Origin of the sequence: Photobacterium aphoticum, from assembly GCF_001029435.1 — a bacterium.
Taxonomy (GTDB): domain Bacteria; phylum Pseudomonadota; class Gammaproteobacteria; order Enterobacterales; family Vibrionaceae; genus Photobacterium; species Photobacterium aphoticum.
Map to the genome: position 1 here is coordinate 46222 of NZ_LDOV01000037.1, position 24665 is coordinate 70886.

18 protein-coding genes and 1 pseudogene are annotated in these 24665 nt (G+C 51.3%); 9 read left to right on the forward strand and 10 right to left on the reverse strand.

The genetic code is table 11. The annotated features are described in order from the left end of the window. Positions 1-1343 precede the first annotated feature (1343 nt). The 4 genes and pseudogenes from ABT58_RS18780 to putP all read left to right on the forward strand — a co-directional run bounded on the left by ABT58_RS18780 (position 1344) and on the right by putP (position 8378). Complete coding sequence (locus tag ABT58_RS18780; RefSeq protein WP_047875984.1) at positions 1344-2129, forward strand: AraC family transcriptional regulator; 786 nt, start codon at positions 1344-1346, stop codon at positions 2127-2129. Positions 2130-2740: 611 nt separating this feature from the next. Beyond that, a pseudogene (gene putA, locus ABT58_RS18785) lies at positions 2741-5866 on the forward strand (bifunctional proline dehydrogenase/L-glutamate gamma-semialdehyde dehydrogenase PutA); the annotation flags it as partial. A 143-nt stretch (positions 5867-6009) separates the two neighbouring features. Then, positions 6010-6702, forward strand: a complete 693-nt coding sequence (locus ABT58_RS18790) for a proline dehydrogenase (protein WP_229821679.1) — start codon at positions 6010-6012, stop codon at positions 6700-6702. Positions 6703-6881: 179 nt separating this feature from the next. Then, positions 6882-8378 (forward strand): sodium/proline symporter PutP, encoded by a 1497-nt coding sequence (gene putP / locus ABT58_RS18795; RefSeq protein WP_047875986.1) that lies wholly within the window; start codon positions 6882-6884, stop codon positions 8376-8378. A 128-nt stretch (positions 8379-8506) separates the two neighbouring features. Here putP and ABT58_RS18800 read toward each other — a convergent pair whose 3' ends face one another. The 3 genes from ABT58_RS18800 to ABT58_RS18810 all read right to left on the reverse strand — a co-directional run bounded on the left by ABT58_RS18800 (position 8507) and on the right by ABT58_RS18810 (position 11493). Then, positions 8507-9877, reverse strand: a complete 1371-nt coding sequence (locus ABT58_RS18800; protein WP_047875987.1) for an L-serine ammonia-lyase — start codon at positions 9875-9877, stop codon at positions 8507-8509. A gap of 123 nt (positions 9878-10000) precedes the next feature. Then, positions 10001-11131, reverse strand: coding sequence for an HlyD family secretion protein (locus tag ABT58_RS18805; protein WP_047875988.1), 1131 nt, complete (start codon positions 11129-11131; stop codon positions 10001-10003). Beyond that, on the reverse strand, positions 11131-11493 hold the full coding sequence (locus ABT58_RS18810) for a DUF3302 domain-containing protein (protein ID WP_047875989.1): 363 nt from the start codon (positions 11491-11493) through the stop codon (positions 11131-11133). The genes ABT58_RS18805 and ABT58_RS18810 overlap by 1 nt, the downstream gene beginning before the upstream one ends. Before the next feature lie 230 nt (positions 11494-11723). On the opposite strand from ABT58_RS18810, the gene ABT58_RS18815 reads away from it, so the two are divergent. Continuing rightward, positions 11724-13058, forward strand: a complete 1335-nt coding sequence (locus ABT58_RS18815; protein ID WP_047875990.1) for a tetratricopeptide repeat protein — start codon at positions 11724-11726, stop codon at positions 13056-13058. Positions 13059-13115: 57 nt separating this feature from the next. Here the strand turns inward: ABT58_RS18815 and yieH are convergent, their stop codons facing one another. Beyond that, the gene (gene yieH, locus ABT58_RS18820) at positions 13116-13781 is read right to left on the reverse strand and encodes a 6-phosphogluconate phosphatase (protein WP_047875991.1); all 666 of its coding nucleotides are present in this window, start codon (positions 13779-13781) and stop codon (positions 13116-13118) included. 222 nt (positions 13782-14003) lie between these two features. Then, positions 14004-14465, reverse strand: a complete 462-nt coding sequence (locus ABT58_RS18825) for a hypothetical protein (protein WP_047875992.1) — start codon at positions 14463-14465, stop codon at positions 14004-14006. A 90-nt stretch (positions 14466-14555) separates the two neighbouring features. Between ABT58_RS18825 and ABT58_RS18830 the strand changes: the two genes are divergently transcribed. Further along, on the forward strand, positions 14556-15242 hold the full coding sequence (locus ABT58_RS18830) for a CatB-related O-acetyltransferase (RefSeq protein WP_047875993.1): 687 nt from the start codon (positions 14556-14558) through the stop codon (positions 15240-15242). A gap of 198 nt (positions 15243-15440) precedes the next feature. On the opposite strand, the gene ABT58_RS18835 is transcribed toward ABT58_RS18830, so the two are convergent. Then, the gene (locus ABT58_RS18835) at positions 15441-16367 is read right to left on the reverse strand and encodes a Rossmann-fold NAD(P)-binding domain-containing protein (RefSeq protein ID WP_047875994.1); all 927 of its coding nucleotides are present in this window, start codon (positions 16365-16367) and stop codon (positions 15441-15443) included. Between the two features lie 101 nt (positions 16368-16468). Here ABT58_RS18835 and ABT58_RS18840 point away from each other — a divergent pair, with 101 nt between their 5' ends. Beyond that, entirely contained in the window at positions 16469-17383 is a 915-nt protein-coding gene (locus ABT58_RS18840; protein ID WP_047875995.1) for a LysR family transcriptional regulator, read from the forward strand. 511 nt (positions 17384-17894) lie between these two features. After that, on the forward strand, positions 17895-19088 hold the full coding sequence (locus ABT58_RS18850) for an acetate/propionate family kinase (RefSeq protein WP_047875997.1): 1194 nt from the start codon (positions 17895-17897) through the stop codon (positions 19086-19088). 219 nt (positions 19089-19307) lie between these two features. Here ABT58_RS18850 and trmY read toward each other — a convergent pair whose 3' ends face one another. From trmY to ABT58_RS18865, 3 genes are all read right to left on the reverse strand, one after another. Beyond that, positions 19308-19904 carry a tRNA (pseudouridine(54)-N(1))-methyltransferase TrmY gene (trmY, locus tag ABT58_RS18855; RefSeq protein ID WP_047875998.1) on the reverse strand — a complete coding sequence of 199 codons (597 nt, stop codon included), beginning with the start codon at positions 19902-19904 and terminating at the stop codon, positions 19308-19310. 681 nt (positions 19905-20585) lie between these two features. After that, the gene (locus tag ABT58_RS18860; RefSeq protein WP_053063139.1) at positions 20586-20972 is read right to left on the reverse strand and encodes a DUF2799 domain-containing protein; all 387 of its coding nucleotides are present in this window, start codon (positions 20970-20972) and stop codon (positions 20586-20588) included. Between the two features lie 132 nt (positions 20973-21104). Beyond that, positions 21105-22079 carry a TDT family transporter gene (locus tag ABT58_RS18865; protein WP_047875999.1) on the reverse strand — a complete coding sequence of 325 codons (975 nt, stop codon included), beginning with the start codon at positions 22077-22079 and terminating at the stop codon, positions 21105-21107. A 1057-nt stretch (positions 22080-23136) separates the two neighbouring features. Here ABT58_RS18865 and cspE point away from each other — a divergent pair. Beyond that, a complete protein-coding gene (gene cspE / locus ABT58_RS18870) occupies positions 23137-23346 on the forward strand; it encodes a transcription antiterminator/RNA stability regulator CspE (protein ID WP_047876000.1) in 210 nt (69 codons plus the stop codon). Between the two features lie 124 nt (positions 23347-23470). Here the strand turns inward: cspE and ABT58_RS18875 are convergent, their stop codons facing one another. Beyond that, positions 23471-24661 (reverse strand): MerR family transcriptional regulator, encoded by a 1191-nt coding sequence (locus ABT58_RS18875; protein ID WP_047876001.1) that lies wholly within the window; start codon positions 24659-24661, stop codon positions 23471-23473. Positions 24662-24665: the final 4 nt, after the last annotated feature.

A 24665-nucleotide genomic window follows, 5' to 3' on the forward strand; every position in this document is an offset into this window, starting at 1 on the left:
GGCAAAGACAAGAGTTTCGCTCCTAAGAGCATAATCCTGTACGACGTGTAGAAGAGGTGACTAATCAGATGAATAAAATTGCATATGAGGGTATATATGCGACACACCTGATTGGTCGGTACCCAATGTTGGATACCGTAAACAATGAGTGGAAAATTCTACTCACTGTTCACAAAACGGAATATATCGTAGGCAAACAAAGGGAGTAAGGGGGGAAATCACCTATTGACAGAGTGCTGGAAATGTGGGTGTTGCTGTGTTGTGTGTGACTAATAATTGCTTGGAGAAAGCGAGGCGACACTTGCAAGCAAACGATTTCGTGGAATGTTTTACTGTGGTGGCAAAAAATGCGCCCACCGTATATGCATTGGTATTCTTAAAATATGGCGTAGATGAATAAAATTTCTACTATTTTGCTTATCGATTCTGGTGTGGGTGGCGCGGTATAAAAAAGCGCCATCGTATTACCTGTCTAGTTATGCATGCATGTGCATTCAAAATTGTCATTAAGGCGGTGAATTTTTACAGATGAATAGCCGTTGAGCGGGAAAAAAATAGTATTGCACACGCTATTTATTTTTATTTTTAATTAATTGAAGGGCGTGTGGATATAAACGGACTATCAAAAAGTTTACATAACTGACAAATATGATATCAGTTCCTTTTTAAGTGGATTTAATGTTAATTTCCGACGCGAACTTTAACGTTTATAAAATCTATTTTTTGACGCACAGTACGCGCCACCTTAGCACCTGCATGATAATGCTTGAAATAATACATCCGCTAACGATGTCTTCGAGCGGGGAAAGCAATGAGGTGTTGTGATTTGAATCATGGTGGTCTACTGGACTCGTTATGCCTATCAAAAGCATAAAGCGAGGCTGATGTGGGGATGTTTACGGTAGACAAATTTGATATGGCACAGGAACGATGATCAAGTGGGTGTGATCATGGCGGACGCAATGGGTGATTGGAACGATGATCATGTACGATCTTGATCTCGATCCGTGTTTTATACGGAAGCATGATCATGCATGGGGGGCTTTAAGGAAAGGCATTGTCTGTTTGCAAGGTGTACAGTAATGTGATGGCTTTAATTATCACTATGATATTTAAAGCTTTTTTATCTTTGGTGGTGGTTTTCTTTATCCAGACTCAGACCGACAGAGACAAAAAAAAGCAGGTGAGCGCGCCGCGATGGTGAAGGGGAAGTGGCCAAAATCAGATTGAACTGACATTGGCCGTAAATTATCCCATCTTGATCATTGTTCCAGTGCTACGCAAGGGCGGGAGTTGTGGTATGATGCGTGTATTCACCCCCTAGATCTCTGCAGTTGTCACGCATGAAAGAGCCGTTGAACTCGCTTTCCTTTAAACCCTCCGAAATTGTTCAGCTTCCTGAGAAGATGGATCACCACAACCACGGGTATAACCAGATTGTGATTGGTCTATCCGGGCAGACGGAGTTTGACATTGAAGGGGCGGGGAATTTGGTGTGTCCAGGGCAAGGCTGCTTGGTGACGGCAGATTCCGAGCATGCGTTTTCGGGGATCGGTAATAATGAAATTTTGGTGCTTAATGTGCCCACCGAGCAATTGCAGCCGGCTTATGCCGATGACAGTGTGGCCCGTTTGTTTGAACAATCCAGCTACTTTCATCTCGACCGGCAAGCACAAAATCTGATTCAAATGCTGACCGCAGAAATGATGGCCCATCCTGACGATTTACTCCTGAGTAAGGCCTGCACGGATACCTTGATGTGTGTGCTGCATCGCCATTTTAAGCCGCTCAATGATCATAAGCCGAATCATCGGTTGAATATGGACATCATTGATCACTATATTTTGCAGCATGTCACCCGCAAAATATCGGTGACCCAGCTCGCTGGTCTGGTGTTTCTGGGGGAAAGCCAATTCCACTTGCTGTTTAAAGCGCAAACGGGTGTGACACCGCACCAGTATGTCTTGAAAAAGCGTTTGGAATTTGCCCGTGATTTAATTGAAACTTCGCCACTGAGTGTGGCGCAGGTGGCGCAAAGTAGCGGATTTGCGAGTCAAAGCAGTTTTACCCAAGCCTTTACTCGCCTTTATGGCAAACCGCCGGCACGCTATCGTAAAGCAAACGCTTAGCATCATTTCTCGTGCATGCTTCCTCGAGGGCAGGGAGCGCATAACGATCCCCATTCCGTGACCGGTTAATTGGCCCTCTCTTTCTCACACATACTCTCTCTATTCTTTCTTACCGCGTATTGGCTTTTCACTTGCGAACGGTGATTGCATCATCGTGTAATGTGGTTCGCTCCTTGCTCCCATCGAAATGTTGTCAACTTGTAGATGTTGTTGGCAATTTGCCTCTTTACTTGCTTCAACGATTGCCTTTTTGACGCAAATAGCCCCGTAAAACGGTTGTTGTACCGACCGCCTTACCGCTTCGCTTCCTTGATCATCGTTACGTATTTTGTGAATGCATTTGCGAATGCAGACGCATTGTTGTTGATAAAATGTGCAATTGAGGCCGGGGAGTGACATGCTGCGCGCTTTTTTTAGAAAAATCTCGGTCTATTTTTGTTAAAAGACGGACTTTTTCTAAAAAGTATCGGAGAATAACGCAATACGGGCGGAGTAATAGTAAAATAAAATCCTTTCAATGGTAACACTGTTGCAACATCTATCCTGAGTATGGATGCCAGGCAAATGCTTATGCTGGTTTCTGATGCAGGTTCACTATTGAGGGACGCGTTATGTTTACTGCGGAAGAAGTGCTACACCCTGCGTTTATTACCCGCCCACGCGAGGCGCTTTGGCCATGGATTTCAGCCCAATATCAAGTGGATGAATCTCAGTGGTTGGCACAGTTGATCCCGCTGGCGACACCGTCAGAGCGAGAACGTGTTGAAACCGCCGAGCAGGCTCGATCTTTGATCGAACGGGTGCGCGCGGATCAGCACGCTGTGCAAATGATTGATGCGCTGTTGCTGGAATACAGTTTGGATACCAAAGAAGGGATCCTGCTGATGTGTCTGGCGGAGGCGTTAATGCGTATTCCTGATGCCGCGACAGCCGATGCGCTGATTCGCGACAAGCTCAGTGTGGCGGATTGGAAATCACACCTGAAGCATTCTGAATCCTTGTTTGTGAACGCATCGACCTGGGGACTGATGTTAACGGGCAAAGTGGTTGCACTGGATGCCAAAGAAGACGGCACGCCCAGCCATGTGATCAATCGTTTGGTGAGCAAGATGTCTGAACCGGTGATCCGTCAGGCGATGCACCAGGCCATGAAAATCATGGGGCATCAGTTTGTGTTGGGCCGCACGATCAGCGAAGCGATGAAAAACGGCCAGCCCAAACGTGAGCAAGGCTTCACCTACTCGTTTGACATGTTAGGCGAGGCGGCGCTGACGGCGCAGGATGCCGATAAATATTACCAAGATTACGTGATGGCGATTGAGGCCGTGGGCCGCGATCGGTATCACCCGACAGCAGACGCCGCGCGTCATGCGCCAGATCCGACGGTATCGATCAAGCTGTCAGCCTTACATCCCCGCTATGAAGTGGCCAATACCGACCGTGTGCTGGATGAACTGTATCACACCGTTTTATCGCTATTGATCCGCGCGCGCGAGCTGAATGTCGGCATTACGATTGATGCCGAAGAAGCGGATCGGCTCGAGCTCTCATTGGCGCTGTTTGAAAAGCTCTACACCGCTGAGGCCATCAAAGGGTGGGGGCGGTTTGGGTTGGTGGTGCAAGCCTATTCCAAACGCGCGTTGCCGGTTTTGACCTGGTTAGCCGCATTGGCGCGGGAGCAAGGCGATGTGATCCCACTGCGGTTAGTGAAAGGCGCGTACTGGGACAGTGAGCTGAAACTGTCACAGCAAAGTGGTTATGCCAATTATCCGGTATTTACCCGCAAAGAAGGGACCGATACCTCCTACTTAGCCTGTGCGCGATTTTTGTTGTCTCCGCATTTGCGAGGACTGATTTATCCGCAGTTTGCCAGCCATAACGCTCATACGGTGTCGGCGATCATCGCTATGGCGGCCACCAGCAACCGGCAGGATCAGTTTGAATTTCAGCGTTTGCATGGCATGGGAGATGCGCTGTATCACCATGTGATGGCGATGCACGGTACCTCAGTCCGCATCTATGCACCGGTGGGGAGCCACAAAGATTTATTGCCGTATTTGGTGCGGCGCTTATTAGAAAACGGCGCGAACAGCTCGTTCGTACACCGTTTGGTGGACGCGCAATGCCCGGTGGACAGTTTGATCCAGCATCCGGTAGAGGTGCTGCAACGCCGGGTCACGTTACACAATGCGTTGATCCCGTTGCCACCCGCCATTTTTGGCGAACAGCGGCAAAACTCAGCGGGGATCAATATCGATATTGCCTCTGAATGGACGCCGTTCCATGCCGAGGTGCAGCGGTTTTTGATGCAGCAATGGCAGGCCGGTCCGGTGATCAACGGCGTGACTCAATTAGACAGTGACAGCGGCATGACGGTGACGGCCCCTTATGATCGGCGCGAGAGTGTGGGCCATGTGGCGTTTGCGTCCGCACAGCAGGTCGATGCCGCGATCACGGTGGCACAAGCCGCGTTTCCGGCATGGGCCAACAGGCCTGTTGCAGAGCGGGCGGCGTGTTTAGTGCGCTTGGCGGATTTGCTGGAAGCGCATACCGGTGAGTTGGTGGCGCTATGCCATCGTGAAGCGGGTAAAACGCTGCATGACGGCATTGATGAAATTCGGGAAGCGGTCGATTTTTGTCGCTTTTATGCCCAGCAAGCGAGCCAACAGTTTGCAGCCCCGCAAACCGTGACGGGCTATGACGGCACGGTACGAACGGTGTATCAGCAAGGACGGGGGGTCTTTGCCTGTATCAGCCCGTGGAACTTCCCGTTGGCGATTTTTCTGGGGCAAGTGTCCGCAGCATTAGTCGCGGGTAACACGGTGATTGCGAAACCGGCCGAGCAAACCTCGCTCATTGCACATCGGGCCGTGACGCTCATGCTAGAGGCGGGTTTCCCGGCTGGTGTGATCCAGTTATTGCCCGGTACGGGGCAGACAGTAGGCGCCGCAATCACCCAGGATGTCCGGATCGCCGGTGTGGCGTTTACCGGGTCGACTGAGACTGCGTTGCGGATCAACCGGACATTGATGGCTCGTGATTGTGCGCCGGTGCCCGTGATTGCTGAAACCGGTGGGCAGAATGCCATGATTGTCGATAGTACGGCCTTGCCGGAGCAAGTGGTACGCGATGTGGTGCGTTCGGCGTTTGCCTCTGCCGGTCAGCGGTGTTCCGCGCTGCGGGTGCTGTATGTGCAGCAGGATATTGCCGAGCGGGTGATTGGCTTGATTAAGGGGGCCATGGCGGAGTTGCAGGTGGGGGATCCCCGTTTGCACCAGACCGATGTGGGCCCGGTCATTGATAAGGTGGCCCGTGACAAGTTGCAGACGCACATACAGGCTTTGAAAAATCAGGCCACCCAGGTGGTGCAGGCGCCGTTGGCTGCGGCCTGTGAACACGGTGATTTTGTCGCGCCGACGGCGTTTGAGATCGCCAGCATCACTCAGTTAACGCAAGAACATTTTGGCCCCATCTTGCACATTGTGCGTTATGCGGCTGATGAGTTAGATAGCGTGATTGCCCAGATCAACCAGACCGGATTTGGTTTGACGTTAGGGGTACACAGTCGCAACGAAGGCACGTATCGCCATATTGAGCGACGGGCACGGGTCGGGAACTGTTACATCAACCGCGACCAAGTCGGCGCGGTGGTCGGCGTACAGCCGTTTGGCGGGCAAGGCCTCTCTGGGACGGGCCCCAAAGCCGGTGGCCCGCATTATTTGCTGCGTTTTACGCAAGCGTGTGACCGCTCACAGGCTCAGAGACAAAGTGAGGCGCAGACTAAGACACAGGCATATTCAGCCTCTGCGCAAGACGCTAATCAAGATCTTCATCAAGAGCTTAACCAATGCCCAGACAACCAGGGAAAGGAGATGTGACCATGACGATTGATACTGTCGTAAACACCCACTTGGCGGTTTGGGAAAGTTGGAATGCACTGGGTTATGAGGCGCGTTGTGCGGTGTTACGTCGCTGGGCGGAAAGCTTGCCAGTCGCTTGGCGAGCCATGGTGGAATACCAATGTCAGCAAACGGCCCATCAGGTCGCTGCGGTGCATGTGATGCCCGGGCCGACCGGTGAAACCAATGAGCTTTATTGTGCTGGGCGTGGCCTGTTTGTGGTCACTGCCGCAGCGGAGACGCCCGCAGAGGCCATTCTTGGCCAGCTAACGGCGGCGTTAGTGACGGGCAATACTGTGGTGTTGTGTTTGCCCGAGGAAAGCGAGGTGCAGGCACAAACGGTCGAAAGTGCCCTGACGCACAGCGGGTGCAATGCGATCAGCGCTGTACCTGAGTCGATGATCGACACCTTGTTGGCACACCCCGCCATCGCTGGGGTGGCGTATGCCGGCAACATGGCTGCTTTACAGCGTCTTGCCCGTCAAGTGGCAGCGCGTGAAGGCGCCTTAGCCGCCGTGATTGGTGAAACGGATGTGCACGCCTTACCGGTCGTGGGGAGTCCGACGTATCTGCTGCGGTTTGTCACCGAGCGTACACGGACAATCAACATCACGGCCGTTGGCGGCAATGCCACCTTGCTTGAGCTGGGCAGCGGCGAACCGATCGAAAACTAGCACGCGGCGGGATTGGCGTTTGGCCCGTTCCGCCATGAATTTTAACCTTTGGGGGATCAGAACGGCGGTGTGGATATTGGCTTGTGCCACCGCCCGGAGACGCCCCCTTATACATTTAGAAGCAATAACCACAACGCTACCTGCGAAGTACAGGGGCACAGAGTGAGGGAACTCCTGCAATGATCGAAAGTAACTTTGCCATTACGGCAACCTTTATCACCTATCTGATAGGCATGTTAGCCATCGGATACCTGGCCTATAAGCGCACGGCCAGCTCGGCCGACTACTTTTTGGGTGGTCGTACACTGGGGCCGTGGCCTGCGGCTTTGTCAGCAGGTGCCTCAGACATGAGTGGCTGGTTGCTGCTGGGCTTGCCGGGCTATGCCTATGCTGCCGGTATGGAATCGTTATGGCTGGCCGGTGGCCTGCTATTGGGTACCTGGCTGAACTGGCTGATCTGTGCCAAGCGTCTGCGTACGTACAGTATCACCACGGATAACGCACTGACCATGCCAGAGTTTTTGGCACGCCGCTTTGACGACAAATCCAAACTGATCCAAACCATTTCAGCATTCTTTATCTTGCTGTTCTTCCTTTTCTACACCAGTTCTGGTTTGGTTGCCGGCGGCAAATTGTTTGAGACCGTGTTTGGTCTGGATTACCCGGTGGCGGTGGTGATCGGCACCTTGTGTGTGGTGTCTTATACCCTGTTTGGTGGTTTCCTGGCGGTGTCCTGGACGGATTTGGTGCAAGGCCTGCTGATGTCAGCGGCGCTGATGATCGTACCGATTGCGGCGATGGAAGGCGGTTTTGGCGATCTGGCGATGGCGCTGGAAGCGAAAAACCCAGAGTTGCTGACCATGTTCAATAACGTGAAGGGCGAGCCAATGTCGCTGATGGCGATTGTGTCACTGATGGCGTGGGGCTTGGGGTACTTTGGTCAGCCGCACATTCTGGCGCGTTTTAAAGCAACCCGCAGTAATGCGGATATCGGTACTGCCCGTCGCATTGCGGTGGGTTGGACAGCCTTGTCAATGGCGGGGGCGATTCTGGTCGGCCTGACCGGTATCCTGTACGTGGACAACCAGTTGGTAGGCGGTCTGGAAGACAGCGAGCGTATCTTCATGCTGCTGGTGAACTCCATGTTCCACCCTGTGATTGCCGGTATCCTGCTGGCGGCGATTCTGGCGGCGATCATGAGTACGGCAGATTCTCAGTTGTTGGTGTCATCATCGGCATTGGCTGAAGACTTCTACAAGCAAGTATTCCGCCCGCAAGCAAGTTCCGATGAAATCGTAAAAGTGGGCCGTGCGGCGGTGATCATTTTGTCTTTCATTGCCCTGATGCTGGCGATGAACCCAGAAAGCACCGTATTGGGCTTGGTGTCATACGCATGGGCCGGTTTTGGTGCGGCCTTTGGTCCGGCATTGCTGTTGAGCTTGTTCTGGAAAGGCATGAACCGCAACGGCGCGTTGGCAGGTATCATTGTCGGTGCGATGACCGTGGTGATCTGGAAACAGCTGACCGGCGGTATCTTCGATTTGTATGAATTGGTACCGGGCTTCTTCTTAGCCGGTTTGTCTATCATCGTCGTGAGTAAAGCGACCGGTGGTGCATCGGATGCGGTTGAAGCGCAGTTTGAGACCTACCAGCGTAACTTAGTGACGTTCAAGTAAACCGTCTTTGAGAAAAAACAATGGATAAACAGCCGCCTGATGCGGCTGTTTTTTTATGGGGCAAACACACCCGAACACCTGAACACCAGAGCGTGAGGCGCAGTGATCGAGGAGTGTTTCGCCAGAGGCTATTCACACGGTGGCGCGAGGTGGATCATTGCCAGTCCCCCCAATGAGGTTTCCCGGTATTTCTTGTTCATGTCTTTGCCGGTCTGGTACATAGTATCAATGACCTTATCCAACGAGATACGCGACTTGCTGTTGCGTTTTAGCGCCATGCGTGAAGCATTGATGGCTTTCATCGCCCCCATGGCGTTACGTTCGATACAGGGGATTTGCACAAGGCCGCCAATGGGATCGCACGTCATCCCCAAAGAGTGCTCCATGGCAATTTCTGCCGCCATGCAGATTTGCTCGTTACTGCCGCCAGCGATGGCGGTCAGTCCGGCCGCTGCCATCGACGATGAGACGCCGATTTCCCCCTGACAGCCGACCTCCGCGCCCGAGATAGACGCATTCATTTTATAGAGCATGCCAATGGCCGCAGAGACAGCCAGAAAATCTTTGAGCTGGGCCAGGGATAGCTCGGCAATAAAGCGGTTGTGATACATCAGTACCGCCGGGATCACTCCGGCAGCGCCATTGGTTGGCGAGGTGACCACTTTGCCACCGGCGGCATTTTCTTCACTCACCGCAAAGGCAAACAGGTTGACCCAGTCGAGCACTGCCATGGGATCGTTCTCAATGCCTTTGTTCACTTCCAATTTTTTCAATAATGCCGGCGCCCGCCGTACCACATGTAATCCGCCCTCTAAGATACCTTCGGTGTGAAAGCCGCGATCCATCCCCTCGCGCATCACCTGCCAGATCTGGGCGGCTTTCTCCTCAATCTCACTCTCAGGCCGAAAAGCGCGTTCATTGTGCAAAATCAGCGTGCCGAGGCTCAGGCCGTGTTTTTCCGTCAGGGTCAGAAGATCGTGGGCAGAGCCAAACGGGTACGGCACGGTGATTGTTTGTTCGGCTTTACCGTGTTGTAACTCGTCAGCGGTCGCGATAAACCCGCCGCCAATGGAATAGTAGGTTTCACTGAGCAGACAGTGTTGCTGGGCATTAAACGCGTGAATGCTCATGCCATTTTCATGCAGGGGTAACTGGCTGGAGTGAAAGCAGAGATCGTTGTCCATCACAAAGGGGATGGCGTGTTGACCGGCCAGTTGTAATTGTTGTTGGGTGAGGCACGTTGCCAGTTGTTGGTTGGCGAGTGCAATATCAATCGTGTCGGGACGATGGTGCATCAACCCGAGCAAGGTTGCCCGATCGGTATGGTGGCCTTTTCCGGTCAGCGAGAGCGAGCCATACAGATTGACCTGTACCCGGCAGACTTGCGACAGGTGGGGCCGCAGGCGGGTGCTGAAATCATAGCCTGCCAGCATGGGGCCATTGGTGTGGGAGCTGGAAGGGCCGACCCCAATCTTGAAAATATCAAATATGGATAACATCAGAACTCCTTACACAGGACGGCATGGTCAGCCTTTGATACTGTTATCAGTATAGGGAGGGAAGGGGCGAGTCGGAAAGTGGCGCGTGCTCAGGTTATGAAAGCACGCGCGTCTTTTTTCGGATCAATGATCAAGGAAGAGGTAGTTTTGCCAGCTTTTCATGCGGATCAGCACTTTACGCATGACCGAGACATGTTCAAAGCTGTCTGAGTAGACGGCAATTTCCACGCTGGTCCCTAACGGCAAATGGTATGGGGATAAATCGTCGGTGACTTTCAATTTGATCAGCGGCCGGCCCTGACGGAGCAACAGATCACTGCCGTACAGCATGCCTGCCGCCTGTACCTGATTTTCACCAATGGCCGGTAGGACTTCGATCACTTTGCCTTTAAAGGTTTTGCCCGGCAACGCCCGGAAGATGAAATCGGCTTCAAAACCGGGTTCCAGACGCAACAGGGAATTTTGCCGAAAGGCACCAATGTAGTATTTCTCTTCCTGATTGATGAAGGTCATGACCGGACGTAAGGGGATCGGCACTGCCATCATGCCGGGGCGCAGCTGAACCTGCGTGACATAGCCGTCGGTCGGTGCATAGACCACGGTTTCGGCAAGATTGAATTCGGCTTGCACCAAAGCGGCCTGCACTTTCGCGACCGTGGTGTTTTCCCCCATGATTTCGGACTCGTACGCCAGTTTGGCACGGCGCTCTTCGGCCTGTGCGGCCTCTAAGGTGGCTTCGGCGCTGCGGTAAAACTGACGACGGTTATCGACATCGGCCGCCGTAAATGCGCCACGGCGAAAGCCTTTGTCATAACGCTCAAATTGGGCGCGGGTCCGGTTGCGTTCGGCGATGGCTTTGGCGGTGGTGGCTTGGGCGGCTTTATAGCTGGCTTCCAGCCCTAACACCGTTTGTTGGGCTTCGGCCAGCGCGGCCTGTTGCAAAGCGACTTGGGCTTCAAACGGGGTCGGGTCGATTTTAAACAGTACCTCGCCTTTTTTGATTAATGTGTTGGGCTCAACGGGGACCTCAATCACTTTACCGCGTACTCCAGGCACAATGGGGGTGGTGACAAAGACTTGGCCGCCTTGAGTCGTATACGGGTGGTTGTAGTTCATCAGCAGGATCAGGGTGCCGACCAGGATCACCCCGCCCAGAACGGCGGTGGGGACGGTCCATTTGTTCAATGGAATGTTGAAGATTTTGAAGATGGCAATACACAGTGCCGCATAGGTGAGGATCAGCAATAAGTCCATTAGCGATCTCCCTTATGCTGGTGGGCCTGCATCACTTCCAGCTGCGCCACTTTTTCGGTTAGGTATTCTACTTGTTCGGTGAGCCGGAGTATTTCATGGTGCAGTTCATTTTGCTCATTCTGGATTTTGGTGAAGCCCCAACCGCGATCCTCCCGCCACAGCGTGGCCCAAATCCACAAGAACGGCCAGATGGCGTGCAAGGTAAACAGGCTGACCCATCCGGCATAGTGGATAGCATCCTGATGGGGGTGATTGCGGGTTTTGGCAATTTCATAAGGAATGTCATGAATGGCGATGATGCCGTAAAACAAAAACACCGCCACAAAGCATAAAAGTCCTAATGCGAAATAGTCGAGAAACATCCTTGCCTCCTAAAATAGGATTTTGGGTCGAACGGTGCTAACAAGTGGTGTTATTATTGACCGTTATAAAAAAATTTAGCATTCCTCAGTGGTGTGTTGGTGTTTTTATGTGGAATCGTTGACCGCATCACTGTTTAGGTTTACCGCGATAAGGTCGCTTTAGGTAGGATAGTGCAACGGGTTATTGACCCTTTAGTTAATAACAAGATGGTGGAAGCGAATGAGGGTATATGTCTAATCTACTCGTTGGCCTGGGTGTAGCAGGAGGCTTACTGGCTTGGATGTTGTTTCGCTATTTTGATACGCAGGAAAAACAACAAAAAGCCCGTGAGGCGCAGCGGATCAAAGAAGACAAATATAAGCGGGTGTTAGAGCGGGCGAAAGCGGCAGAGCGTGAAGAAAAACTGTTTAAAGCGCAAACGGGACACATTCCCAGCCAGCTGTCACTCGCCAAAGAATTTGAATTGTGTAATTTGCGCGAAGCTTTGTATTGGTATTTGAAAGCGGCAGAGCAAAACAACGCCATTGCACAAAATGCATTGGCCCGTTTGTGCCGCATGGACATGGAAGATCCGGAAGGGGAAGCGAAGTCCCGTTACTGGGAGCAGGTGCTCAAAGCACAGCAACGTGAACCGGCGGCACTGTATGATTTAGGCCGTTATCAAATTCGTGGTCAGGGGACCGAGATTGATACGGAAACCGGTGTCAGCAATGTGGAAGCGGCGGCGGATGCAGGCTGGTTACCGGCTCAGCTGTTTTTAGGCGACTGGTTTTTATCGGAGAAAAACAGCCACAAAGATCCGCAGGCGGCTTTCATGTGGCGTGTGCGTGCCGCGTTGCAAAACGATGCCAAAGCATGTGTGAAAACCGCGTATTGTTACCAAATGGGGATCGGCGTTGAGAAAGACAAAGCCCATACCCTGTATTGGTTAGAGCGAGCGGCAGAGTTAGACAATACGGAAGCGCAGCTGTTGGCGGCGCGCATGCATTTGGGCACAGCAGCCAATGATGCAGCGGTGGCGTATATCTGGTATTCCATGGCATACGTGAATGGTCAGCAAGCCGCTAAAGTAGAACGAGACAAAGCGGTACAGCGGATTGGCATTGATGCCATTTTAGGTGTGCAGAACGTGGCCAATACCATTTATAAAATGATCAAGCAGGAAGACTCGCCGCCGCTCGCGGTGATCCAGCTGTTGGATCGGATTTATGGCCGTCGAGGGTACCGCCCAAGCCGGGAAGTGTTGCAAGCACTGGCAACCGGAAAAGATGTGGTGGAATCTGAAATTGATGATGCGTTGTTGATTGATGATCCGGCCACCATTGATGCGTTGCCCAAAGTGGACACGACCGAACAGAGGCTGGATAGCGAACTGGATAATCTCACCTGGCAACAGGGTTCGTCACCCGCGCCTCGTCATGGTCAAGGTGCTGGAAGCGCTTCAGGTAACGGTTCTAGCAACAGTGCAAGTGCCGGAGAGCATAAGTCCGCGACCAAAGAGTATCAGGATCAGACCTGGCAGGCATCGTGGAATACGTTTTTTGCGGATAACGAAGATCGATAAACACGCGCCAAAAAATTTCATGATAAGAAAAGAGAGGGGAAGCCAATGGCTTCCCCTTTATTTTTTTTCAATGTGGTCGAGCAGCTGTGGCATGGCGGTGAGGGTGGTGACCTCTGGCAGTTGTAATGGCTGGGCATGGGACGCGGCATAATGAAACGTCGGGATCCCTGCATTGAGCCCTGCGAGTACACCATTGCGGGTGTCATCCACAAACACACAATCTTGCAGGCGATAGCCCATGTTCATCGCGGTAAAATGCAGCAGATCCGGATCCGGCTTCCAGCTGCTGGCTTCAAAGCCGCTAAACAGCTTATGTTCGAAATAGGGCAGCAGGTTGGTCAGCCCCAGAGTGTGCTCCATCTTGTGTACCGGGCCGTTAGAAGCCACACACATGTCGATCCCCATTTCCGTTAAATGCGCAAGCAGTGCCGGAACGCCCTCAATGGGTTTGAGCGACTCTTCAAACAATCGGTAACATTCTTCACGGTACATCGGCTCTAAAATGGTCAGCGGTAAGCGAACGCCTGCCAACTCGCGCGTTTGGGTCAGAATATCGGCAATTTTTCCGCCCTGAAAATGGGCCATGCAGGTATCCAGTGTCAGCGTGCCCCCTTGGCGGGTAAAGATGTTTACCAACGCCTGATTGCACAGCTTCTCACTGTCCACCAATGTGCCGTCACAATCAAAAATGACGCAACGAATTTTATGCGGTGTTTGTGTCATATCGTGTCCGATCCTAAAGCGTGCCTGTGTTTGATTGTTAATACACGCAATAGATTTCGACAATATGAAGCGTTGTGTTTTGTTATCTGTATCGTGGGATGGGCGCGCTGGTGGTCCAATTCTGCGGATCAGCCCTCATCAACCTGCATGCTGCACAGAGGGAAAAGCGGGTGTGATGAAGGGCATCATAAGGTGAGGAATAGCCGCGTGGCACATTGCCGATCAGTCGCCGTAGCGGGCAATAAAGGCCTGCAGCAGCGGGATGCCACTGTCGGTGGTGTTACGCTCTGCCAGCAGAAACTCAAAAATGGCATCTTCATGGGCCTGCACCAATGCATACATCTCATGGTGTTCGGTGGCTTGAGCAGCATCTTCCCGGTAACGCCGCGCATAAGGCTCTACCCACGGGATCAAGGTATCCAGTAAGGCCGGCCAATCCAGTGGCAGCCATTTTTCTGCATCCTGCCACCCTTTGTTTTCCATGGCAGGATCCTGCGCAGGGCAGGCGATTCCCAGTGAATCGAAGTAACTTTTCAGCCTTTTTGCCGTAATTTGTTCGACTTGTATTAAAAGTTGCCATTTATAGATGTGCGTATCATCACTATACTTTTGGGCAAAAGCAGTAAAGAAGGCAATACCGTACAGCTCACCGAGGTAAGCGGCATGCAGCGGACGTAGAGACATGGGACAACCTGTTGTGGGAGTTCTGAGTTGCGCGAGTGTAGCATGCGGTGCCCGATTGAGCCTATTCGGTCATTATTATAAGGGGTGGCTATGTCATCATCCATTTTCCCTTCATGGCTGGGCGGCTATGAAGTTAAGGATCACGTGCGCAATCCGAATATTCAGGTGGGCGATCACACCTATTACTCGGGCTATTATCACGATAAACATTTTGAGGATCAGTGTGTTCGTTACCTGCTGGGGGATCATTCTAGCCGTGCGGTGTGGGAATCCGGCATCTTTGGCGACATCGATCAGCTGATCATTGGCAAATTCTGCTCTATCGCTTCCGGTGCCACTTTTATGCTGGCGGGTAATCAGGGCCACCGCCATGATTGGATTTCGTCGTTTCCGTTCGATGTCAGCAAATTTGGTGACAAAGTGAAATCCGGCTTTGAGCGCGCGGGGGACACCGTGATTGGCAATGACGTCTGGATTGGCACTGAATGTGTGATCATGCCGGGCGTGACCATTGGCGACGGGGCCGTAATTGGCGCCCGTGCTGTGGTGACCAAAGATGTGCCGCCGTACGGTGTGGTTGTCGGTAACCCGGGGCAAGTGGTCAAAAAGCGTTTCAGTGACGAACATATCGCATTATTGCTGAAAATGAAGTGGTGGGATTGGCCAATGGCGCAATTGCAAGCCAACATGGATTTGATGTGCAGCCAAGACATTGATGGTTTGTATCAGCGTTTTGTGGCCAGCCAAACACACAGCCAAAATCAAAACGTCGAGTAAGCGTCTATTTTTCGTGTGGCGGTCCCGCTTCCTGTCTTGTGCGTTATCCATGAACCGGCGAGTCTTATGACTGCCGCTGACAGCCGTTGACTGCCGTTGTAGGTGGACAACGGCTGTTGCATTTTTGGCGGTACAGCTAAGCTATTTTCTCTTTCTCTTTCTCTTTCTCTTTCTCTTTCTCTTTCCGTGCGTTAGATCTTACTTCGTCCGTCGCCAGCTTTGTTGTAAGGCCAGCTCTAATGGCGTGTGGAATAACGCCGATTGGCTTGGGTTCATACGGGGAGACGGAAATGTGCTGCCGTGTTGCCACAGTCGGCGCATGCCTAAAAAGCCTCTGAACAAAGGTGAGAACAGTGAAATGCATTCCATCAAGGTCCAATGCAGATGGGTGACGGTGACGGGTTTTCCACTGCTCAGCGCCAGACAGCGCGCAATATCTTTAATGCTGGCTTGATGGCCGGGATAGTACGTCACATCCAACGGTGTATGGGTGCATGCATCCCCTTGGGTCGAGAGCTGGTGGACGATGTTCTCTGCCAAGTCAGGCAAGAACGTCCAGTAGTGGTTGAGCGTGTAATGGCTGGGTGATTGCACGATCAGCTTGTTTTGGGTTTCTTTGATCAACATACCAAGGTAGCCATCTTCCAGCGCACAACTCAAGCTGTGGCCGCAGCAACGTACTGTGATGTGGGCACCGGCTGCTGCTGTTTGCTCTAGTAACCTTTGTAGCTTACGAGGCAAGGTGATCGGGATCGGGCGAGGTTGACGCCAAAAGGCCATGCTGGATAAACGGGATGGTTTGATATCGTAGAAATTGGTGGTCAGCACAAGGTGGCGTTGGTGTTTCGCGATAAGGGTTGTAATCGTCTCTAAAGAAAAAATGACCTGCCCACCCAAAGTCGGGTCAGGCAGGTGCAGGAAAACGGTATCGCAGTCGGCAATGAGTTCGTCCAAAAAGTCCACATCCTCGGCACAAATTTCTGCCAAGGTGAGGTTGGGCGTGATCTCAATAGGTTGACAGGGGTCATCAAGGGTCGCCGTGACTTGCCAGTTGTATTTGGCCAAGTTTTTACACAGCAAGGAGCCCATTTCATGCTCAATTCCCAAAACTAAGGCTTTTTTCATAATTACCCTCAACCTTGCGATTCAATTCAAATCATTACCCAGAAGTTAAGGTTTTTTTGTCGGTATAGTAAACAGACAAATTGGCATAGTGGTATTTGATAATGCATAGCATGGAATGGGATAGCATTCGGATCTTTCTCGCCGTGGTGGAATCGGGCAGTATGTCGGCGGCTGCGCAGGGGTTGGGAATGTCGCAACCGACGGTGAGCCGACAAATTTCCGCCCTCGAAGATCGGGTTGGATTTAACCTGTTTGATCGTTCATGCAATGGGCTGCGACTGACTGTCATGGGAGAAGGGTTACTGGAGTCAGCCCAGCAGACCGCCCGTGGGGTCGAAGGCTTCATGCGCAAGGTGAACGCCTGTAACGATCAGCATGAAGGGCATGTGCGTCTCGCAGCCAGTGAAGTGGCGGGTTTTTTCTATTTGCCGCAGGCGCTGAAGGCGTTTAATGATGCCTTTCCGCATATTGAAGTGGAAGTGTTGGTGAATAACCAAAATGTGAATTTGAATAAGCGGGAAGCTGATATTTTGATCTCCCGTTACCGTCCCACACAGCCGGATCTGGTGGTGAGCTATTTGTACCAGCATGAGGTGGGCTTTTTTGCCCATCAGGATTATTTGGCAGAGCGGGGCATGCCTAAGTCGCTGGCGCACATGCACAGCCGTGATTATCAAATCGTTGGCTTTGATCAGTCTGATATTTATTCGCGCACGGCGGCGCAAATTGGTGAGCCGGTCAGTAAATCGCAATTTCCCTTCCGCACAGACAGTTACATGATGCAACTCGAGTTGGTTCGCGCCAGAGCGGGCATTGCCGCGATGTACAAAGAAGTGGCAGGGCGTCATCCCGAATTAGTGCCGTTGTTCCCGGATACCCCTATTCCGCCGGCACAATGGTGGTTGATCTGTCACCGTGATGTGCATGTGAATCCGCGCATTCGCCATTTGATGGTGTTTTTGAGCCGTTGGTTTGAAGCATTAACGGTGGATGAGTTGCCCGTGACGACCCTCTGACGGCGGTGATATCTCTGCCATTTTGTCTGTTTGTGGATGGATGCTTCACTTTTTCCTGCCTGTTTCCCTTCTTGCTGCCACACGGTGTGTCTGGCAGCGAGCACGCGCATCGCGTGCCATACTGTATAGAACCGTAAAATAGAATAACTATTTACCTATTATCAATGGGTTAAGTCTTGCTCCGGTACCTGGGTGACATACATGCACTATTTTGTGTGTTTTGTTGAACACATATCAAAAACGTTACAAAGAAAAGGGCGTATTGGTGGAAAAATCAACAAGGGAAAACGTTTTCGGTGGCTTAAACTTGATCTGAACCAGTGAAATTTCAATTTTTTTCAAAATACTCGAAACAAAAGTTGAGTTATTCAAAAAAAATTGAATAATGTAATCAAAAGATAAAATGCTGAGAAAATGCTGCTCCACACATTTTCCTCCGCAATGAACCCCTAAGACGTGTTACGTGACATCCGGTGTCCCGTGTGTCCTCAAATAATCTGATGAGATAACCATGAGCAACTCTCTAGTACTTGTAATCAACTCTGGCAGTTCTTCACTGAAGTTTGCACTGATCGATACCGTTAGCGGTGAAGCGACCCTTAGCGGTTTGGGCGAATGTTTCGGCCTACCTGAAGCGGTAGTGAGCTGGAAAATCGACGGTGAAAAACATGAGTACAAATTGGATGATTCTGGCAACCACCACCAGCAAGCGGTTGACCGTATCGTTCTTCTGCTAGAAGAGCAGGGTATCAAGCAAGACATCGTGGCAATTGGTCACCGTGTGGTTCACGGCGGTGAGAAATTCACTAAGACAGTGAAAGTTGACGAAAACGTGCTGAGCGAAATTGAAGCGTTGAGCGATCTTGCTCCGCTACACAACCCTGCACACGTTATCGGTATGCGTGCCGCGATGAAGGCATTCCCAACACTGTCTCAGTACGCGGTATTTGATACAGCGTTCCACCAGACCATGCCAGCAAAAGCATACACCGGTGCTATCTCTCAGAAACTGTACACTGACTACGGTATCCGTCGTTACGGTTTCCACGGTACAAGCCATTACTTCGTGAGCCGTGAAGCAGCGAAAATGGTGAACAAGCCAGTAGAAGAGAGCAACTTCATCTCTGTTCACCTGGGTAACGGCGCATCAGTATGTGCGATTAAGAACGGTAAGAGTGTCGATACGAGCATGGGCTTCACCCCACTTGCAGGCCTGATGATGGGTACGCGTTGTGGTGACCTTGACCCAAGTATCATCGAATTCCTACTGAAGAAAGGCTGGTCACAGCAAGAAGTGTTTGACGAGCTGAACAAGAAATCGGGTCTGTTGGGCGTATCTGGCCTAACCAGTGACTGTCGTGGCATCATCGAAGCGATGGAAAACGGCCACGAAGGCGCAACGCTAGCGTTTGAACTGTTCTGCTACCGTGTAGCGAAATACATCGGTTCTTACATGGTGGCGCTAGATGAACTAGACGCAATCATCTTCACAGCAGGTATCGGTGAGAACTCTCAGCCAATCCGTAGCAAGATCCTAGAAAACCTGAAGATCTTCGGCTACCGCGAAGATGAAGCGGCGAACGCTGCTGCACGCTTTGGTAACCGTGGCGTGATCACACAGCCAAACTCACCTGTTGCGATGGTGATCCCAACGAATGAAGAGTGGGTTATCGCGAAAGAATCGATGGAGCTGCTACACGCTTAATGCGTCGTACTGATTCCTGAATACAAAAAACCGCCGGCTTTGCTGGCGGTTTTTTTATGCCTGTGATTTGTTGCTGTTTGGGTTACGAGGGCACTGTTGTCTGTGTCTGTAGGATGCAAAGGGCAGGGACGGTGCGCCGGAAGAATAAGAAAGCAGGAGCAGAATGCAGAAGAGAGAGGAAAGACACGGCCACGAGGCGCAGCCGTGAAGAGTAAGCCGTTACTCGCACAGATCCAGTTCGTTGTGGATCAGTACCACACACTGGGATGCGAACAACATTTTAGGCCCTAGGCTGATTTTGATTGCCCCAAGGCGTTTTAGGCTGTTCATGCTTTTCTTTGGCATTGGGATGTGATCGGTCAGCAAGAAGCAGCAGTTGCCTTCAAATTCCTGACGACGGATCGACTCGCCTTTTTTATCCATCATGTAGATTTGATAATCGTCAGCCAATTCCACCACCAACTTTTCAAAGCTGATCGTGCGCACGGTAATGCCCGGTTCAACCTGGCGCGTTTGCTCTTTACCCATGCCGACAGACATATCCAGCGCACGGACCACTTTTTCAAGCAGCGCTTGCTCATGGAAGCCGCCCACATTGGTCAAATCATTGGCCGTGAATGTGATGGTGCGGGAGTAGTCCTGAGTACTTTCTAGCACCAGGTGTACCACCACATCTTCGCGGTGTGATTGGGCCACGAAAATGGTGTTCATCAGGGTGTGTGCCAGGATTTCCGTGTGGGCCTCTTGGCCGACAGAAGCGAGAAGTTGCTGGCTGTTCGTCGGGGCCGAACGGGCTCGTAAAACAAAAGCGCGCATAGGGGGATCCTACTGGTATCAATGTGACTCATAACATCGAGGAGCGTGTACGGCCCTCGAAAAGGGCGTCATTATCCCAGTTTTACAGCGTTATGTAACGGGAATTATGTCTCACGGCCTGACAGAATAGCTTCCTGTGTAATCTTTAAAAAATAGTTGAATGTTTTACCGAGGTGATTGATCGGAATTTGAGAGGTTGGATCAATTATCACGCAGTGCGGTGGCGCATGAGCGAGTGTGATACAGGCTGTCCCCAAGGGCGTGACAAACATGGACAGAACGTGGATACATAAAAATGCATTGTGCGATTTATTTTTCAGGGATTTATGCGTAGATCTTACATTGTATGAGTTTGTAAAGGGGTAAATGGTGTCCTTTTAGGCAAAATTCAACTTTGATGATTAAAATCAAATAAAGTGTAGGTCATTCAAAAAGTTTTTGCGTTACTAAAATATTGTGATAAATTAAACACAGATTTGAGAGACACAAATCATACGCATTTAGCGACTGTCCTTTTTGTAGGAAGGAGAGTGGCAAAGATGACGGGAGCGGAGTGGAACACGCTGTCGACATCTGCTGGGGGCACCCAGCCTATCCTGCTTGGAACCCAGGATTTTTACGGAACGGGAAACGGCCCTGAGCATCTGCTCAGGGCCGTTTTTTCATGGGTAAAATTCATCGTTACTCATCATTTGGCCAAAGTTGGTCAGAATGGGTGAGGAAATATTGGTAGCCGGCTTCCCAACCTTGTAATGCTAGCGTTTCATGGGGTGTGTTTTTACATTGGCCGATATAGGCCACCCCGTCTTTACCGTGTTCATAGGTCTTGTATGGCGTGCAATAGTGCTCAATGCCGTATTGATAGCCCTGATGGTATTTGGCCTTTTCATCTGCCGTGAGAGGATGGAGCGCATCAAGGGCGGCATCACTTCTCGCAAAGCGCCCCTTCATACCGTCCTGGTAGCCTAATTGCTCCCAATGGTTTTGTTGTGCCAGTTTGGCGTCATTCGATAACCCTGAGCAGGCACTGAGTAAGCCTGCAAGTACCAGTGAAACCAGCCGTTTCATTCATCACCTCCGTTTACTGTGTCAACGTTAGCTTAGGAGAGAAATCAGTACCTTGCAGGCGGCGTTGTGTGCTTATTTTCAGCTAAAACGGTGTTTTAACTAAAACGTGGGTGGATGACCCTTTTGTATTGCTCAGGGCTGTTTCTTGGGTTCAAGTACGCGATCAGGCCCCGCACTGGGCCAGTACATGCCGATATAGTTCCAGCCTACCCACAGCACCAAGCCTGTTGCCACAATCAGTTCAAAGATCCCCAAGCGCTCCAGCCATGCCCATTGTGGGTAGGCGGTGTTGAGCCATTGCGTTAAGCGTTCAAGCGCGACCGCGCTGATCACCGAAGGAAACGTCACCGCTGCCAGTGACGGTTGAAAACGCTGTTTAAGTAAATTGAAATAGCAAAGATAAACCAAAATCGTCATGGTAATGCCGACCCCGGCCAGAGCGCCGGTGAGTACCGGATCGGGTTGATCTACATTCACCAGATAGGCGGTGAGCGACAAATTTACCGGTGCCGCCATGATGGCCAGTGTCGGGCGTGCTGGACGAGGCAGGCGCCCGGCAAAGCACAAGCGATAGAGCACCACGGGCAACATTAAAAAGTAGATGGTGATGCACAAATCGGTCATGGCGAGCGAGAAAGCATGGTGCCCCAGTTGTGGACCGGCCAATGTGCCGCTGATCGCCCCTACCGGGTACAGAAACCAACTCGGATACAAATGGGTCAGACGCAAGTGTTTGCACTGGTGGTAAAAGAAGAAACACATCATAGAGAGGTGCAGCATCAAAGCGGGGTACCACAGCAGCTTGGCCATCGGCACATGGATCACCGACAGGTAGTCGGCCAGTACCAATAGTGCCATCGACATGGGTGCCATCAGGCTGCCATGCAGCGGGTGGCGCAAGTCCTGAATAAAACGCGCCGGGTTTAGTGCGTATTTCAGCAAAACCGGCGTCAGCAATCCTGCCCCGATGGCGGCACACACGCCGCGTACCCAGCCAGCGGCCTCCGGATAAAAGAGGGACCAGGCCAATCCTGTACCTGTCGTGGCCAGTGCGAGTGCCGCTTGGCCCGTGGGAATATGAAGTAGCGAGTTAGCTAACGCCTTCATGTAAATCAACAACCTTGTAAATAGCAAAATGACGATAGAAATGGGGCCGCCTGTACGGCGACTGGGCGGTGGCATAGTGTACACCAGTGTATCGATAGACGGTTATTCCTGAGGATGCAAAACGGGAATGTGATAGGGGTCAACGGATAGCAAAAAGGCGAAAATATATCGGGGTTTCAAGTTGCGAAATGGGGCATTTGGATCCATAGTTATTTTGTGACCTGTTAGTGAGCGGTACGAATACAAGCTTAGGGAGGAAAGAGCTGTTTTAATCTAGCTCAAGGGAACAGGGAACTGGTTGATGTGAATCAACCCTCACTAGGCAAAAAGCAATAGGCAACATCGCAACATTGATAGATGCAACAATGCTACAAGCTACATTGATAACGTAACATCTGCCTAGTTACAATTTGGATAGCAACACACACTAAGTCGATACTTCTTCGCCAAATTAGAGCGATGTCCGATTTAAAACAGTGACTGTATCGGACACGGCATACTCAACGTAATGAGTGGCGAAGCCAAAGTAACATCTGTGACACCGGCGAGTAACAGCAACATTCGTTACTCTGTTCGCAAACGCTCGATACTGACTTGACGAGTCAGCATGAGCACAGAAAAAGATAGATATTAATCAAGCCGCGCTGCAATGGTGCGGCTTTTCTGTGTGTGCGGCACCGTGCGTTGGCCGAGCATGTGGAATGACCGCCTGAACAGGCGGTTAGAGGGGAATATCCCAAGCCGCCAGTGCCGATCACCGCGCTTGAAAATGGCGTTTTAACACGGCGAGATATGTATGATGAAAAGGGCGAAAGTCAACGTTGTGCCAATAAAATGAAATAAGGCTTTACATTCAGTCAAAAAGACGTAATATCGCCAACGCTCTGTAGTAAAAATTATTAATGAAACATCAAGTCAAAGAAAAGCCCTCAGATACTGCTTCGTAACTGTTGTTGTCCTCAGTGTTTCCCTTGCTTTATCGTAACATTCAATAATGTTGTTTCAGTGCATCACAAATTGTGAATTTATCTAACATACATTTATTAAGGGACACATCATGTCTAAGTCAACTGGTATCGTAAAGTGGTTTAACGAAGAGAAAGGTTTTGGTTTCATTTGTCAAGACAACGGCGGCGCTGACGTATTCGTTCACTTCCGTGCAATCGCTTCTGAAGGCTTCAAAACTCTAGCTGAAGGCCAGAAAGTATCTTTCGACATCGAAGATGGTCAGAAAGGTCCTCAGGCTGCTAACGTAGTTAAGCTATAATTTTATTATAGTGCTCAGCGTCTATCTTCTAGGTAGGTGCTAAAAGAAAGGCCAAGTTTATCAATAGCTTGGCCTTTTTTGTATCTGCTATTTGGGGTGTCTACCCCCATGCATGTCTCATGCTCTAGCGCTTTTGCAGAATAAACATCTGGTAGTCAAACGCACCGTGACGGGCGTGAAACGCCGCTATCTCTCGCTGCATGTCAGCATAGGCTCTCGCACCTTCAAGCTCGCCTTGCAAAGCCTCCAAACGCGCTTCAAACGGGCCATAGTACGCCAGCCAAGCATCATCACTCAGTGCAAAATGATCAATCACGCGATACCCAGCCGCTTCCGCTTGGGCCAAGCGAACCGCGACGGTCGTCATGTCCGGGTATTCTTGCTGCCAAAACGCGCGTGTGTCGTTGTCAATGCTTTCTGAGAGTGTCTGAGCGGCCTCTTCCCGCCACACCAAATCACTCAATACCAGGATGCCGTCTGTTTGCAGCAGGGATCGCCATGCGTTGAACGCGGCTTCCACGCCCATGATGTAGGCACTGCACTCGCTCCAAATAACGTCGAAGCTTTCCGGTGCGAACGGTAAATCCGCCATATTGGCACACACGGTGGTGATTCGTTCGCCATGGCCCTGTGCGTTTAGGGTATCGTTCAGTGCGGCCAAGGCTTTTTCTTCGTTATCGGTCGCGGTGATCGTGGCTGGTGTGTGGGCAGCCAGCACCTGCGTGGCGATCCCCCGGCCACAGCCTATCTCAAGGATCGTATGAGGCGTGTGAGGGATCTGAGCCAGTGCGTTGAGGGTATCTGCTTGTGATCCCGGCCCCCAGCGCTCTAACCCGTTAAACACCGCCATAAAATCGGCCATGTATTGGTCGTGTGTGTTCATGTCTTTAGATAACCATTTCAGGCGCATGGCCTGTTTTTCATCAAAGCCTTGTTTCATCAGCCAATCGATGTGGGCCTCTGGCGCGTGTTGATCCAGTGTCTGATGCCACTCCGTCAGGCTGCTTTCCCCTAGCATGGCGGCCAGTAATTGACGCGCACGCTGTTTGTGGGTGATTTCTTCATCCAGCAGGCGTAAACGCTCAACCAGCATGTCGCGTTCGACTTTGCTGTCTAGACACGCCTGGCATTCTTTCAGCGTCAGGCCGCCGGCTTGCAGGTTTTGCAGCAGGGTCAGGCGCTGCACATCCCGCTCAGTGTAGGTGCGATAGCCGTTGGCCAGTCGTTGGCCTTTAATCAACCCCAGCTTTTCGTAGTAGAGCAGCGTGGTACGTGATAGCCCCAGTTTCTCGGCCAGTTGTGAGATGCGATACATCCGG

Coding starts and splice junctions, on each gene's coding strand:
- ABT58_RS18780 (WP_047875984.1), top strand. CDS start 1,344: ATGAAAGAGCCGTTGAACTCGCTTTCCTTTAAACCCTCCGAAATTGTT.
- ABT58_RS18790 (WP_229821679.1), top strand. CDS start 6,010: ATGACGATTGATACTGTCGTAAACACCCACTTGGCGGTTTGGGAAAGT.
- putP (WP_047875986.1), top strand. CDS start 6,882: ATGATCGAAAGTAACTTTGCCATTACGGCAACCTTTATCACCTATCTG.
- ABT58_RS18800 (WP_047875987.1), bottom strand. CDS start 9,877: ATGTTATCCATATTTGATATTTTCAAGATTGGGGTCGGCCCTTCCAGC.
- ABT58_RS18805 (WP_047875988.1), bottom strand. CDS start 11,131: ATGGACTTATTGCTGATCCTCACCTATGCGGCACTGTGTATTGCCATC.
- ABT58_RS18810 (WP_047875989.1), bottom strand. CDS start 11,493: ATGTTTCTCGACTATTTCGCATTAGGACTTTTATGCTTTGTGGCGGTG.
- ABT58_RS18815 (WP_047875990.1), top strand. CDS start 11,724: ATGTCTAATCTACTCGTTGGCCTGGGTGTAGCAGGAGGCTTACTGGCT.
- yieH (WP_047875991.1), bottom strand. CDS start 13,781: ATGACACAAACACCGCATAAAATTCGTTGCGTCATTTTTGATTGTGAC.
- ABT58_RS18825 (WP_047875992.1), bottom strand. CDS start 14,465: ATGTCTCTACGTCCGCTGCATGCCGCTTACCTCGGTGAGCTGTACGGT.
- ABT58_RS18830 (WP_047875993.1), top strand. CDS start 14,556: ATGTCATCATCCATTTTCCCTTCATGGCTGGGCGGCTATGAAGTTAAG.
- ABT58_RS18835 (WP_047875994.1), bottom strand. CDS start 16,367: ATGAAAAAAGCCTTAGTTTTGGGAATTGAGCATGAAATGGGCTCCTTG.
- ABT58_RS18840 (WP_047875995.1), top strand. CDS start 16,469: ATGCATAGCATGGAATGGGATAGCATTCGGATCTTTCTCGCCGTGGTG.
- ABT58_RS18850 (WP_047875997.1), top strand. CDS start 17,895: ATGAGCAACTCTCTAGTACTTGTAATCAACTCTGGCAGTTCTTCACTG.
- trmY (WP_047875998.1), bottom strand. CDS start 19,904: ATGCGCGCTTTTGTTTTACGAGCCCGTTCGGCCCCGACGAACAGCCAG.
- ABT58_RS18860 (WP_053063139.1), bottom strand. CDS start 20,972: ATGAAACGGCTGGTTTCACTGGTACTTGCAGGCTTACTCAGTGCCTGC.
- ABT58_RS18865 (WP_047875999.1), bottom strand. CDS start 22,079: ATGAAGGCGTTAGCTAACTCGCTACTTCATATTCCCACGGGCCAAGCG.
- cspE (WP_047876000.1), top strand. CDS start 23,137: ATGTCTAAGTCAACTGGTATCGTAAAGTGGTTTAACGAAGAGAAAGGT.
- ABT58_RS18875 (WP_047876001.1), bottom strand. CDS start 24,661: ATGTATCGCATCTCACAACTGGCCGAGAAACTGGGGCTATCACGTACC.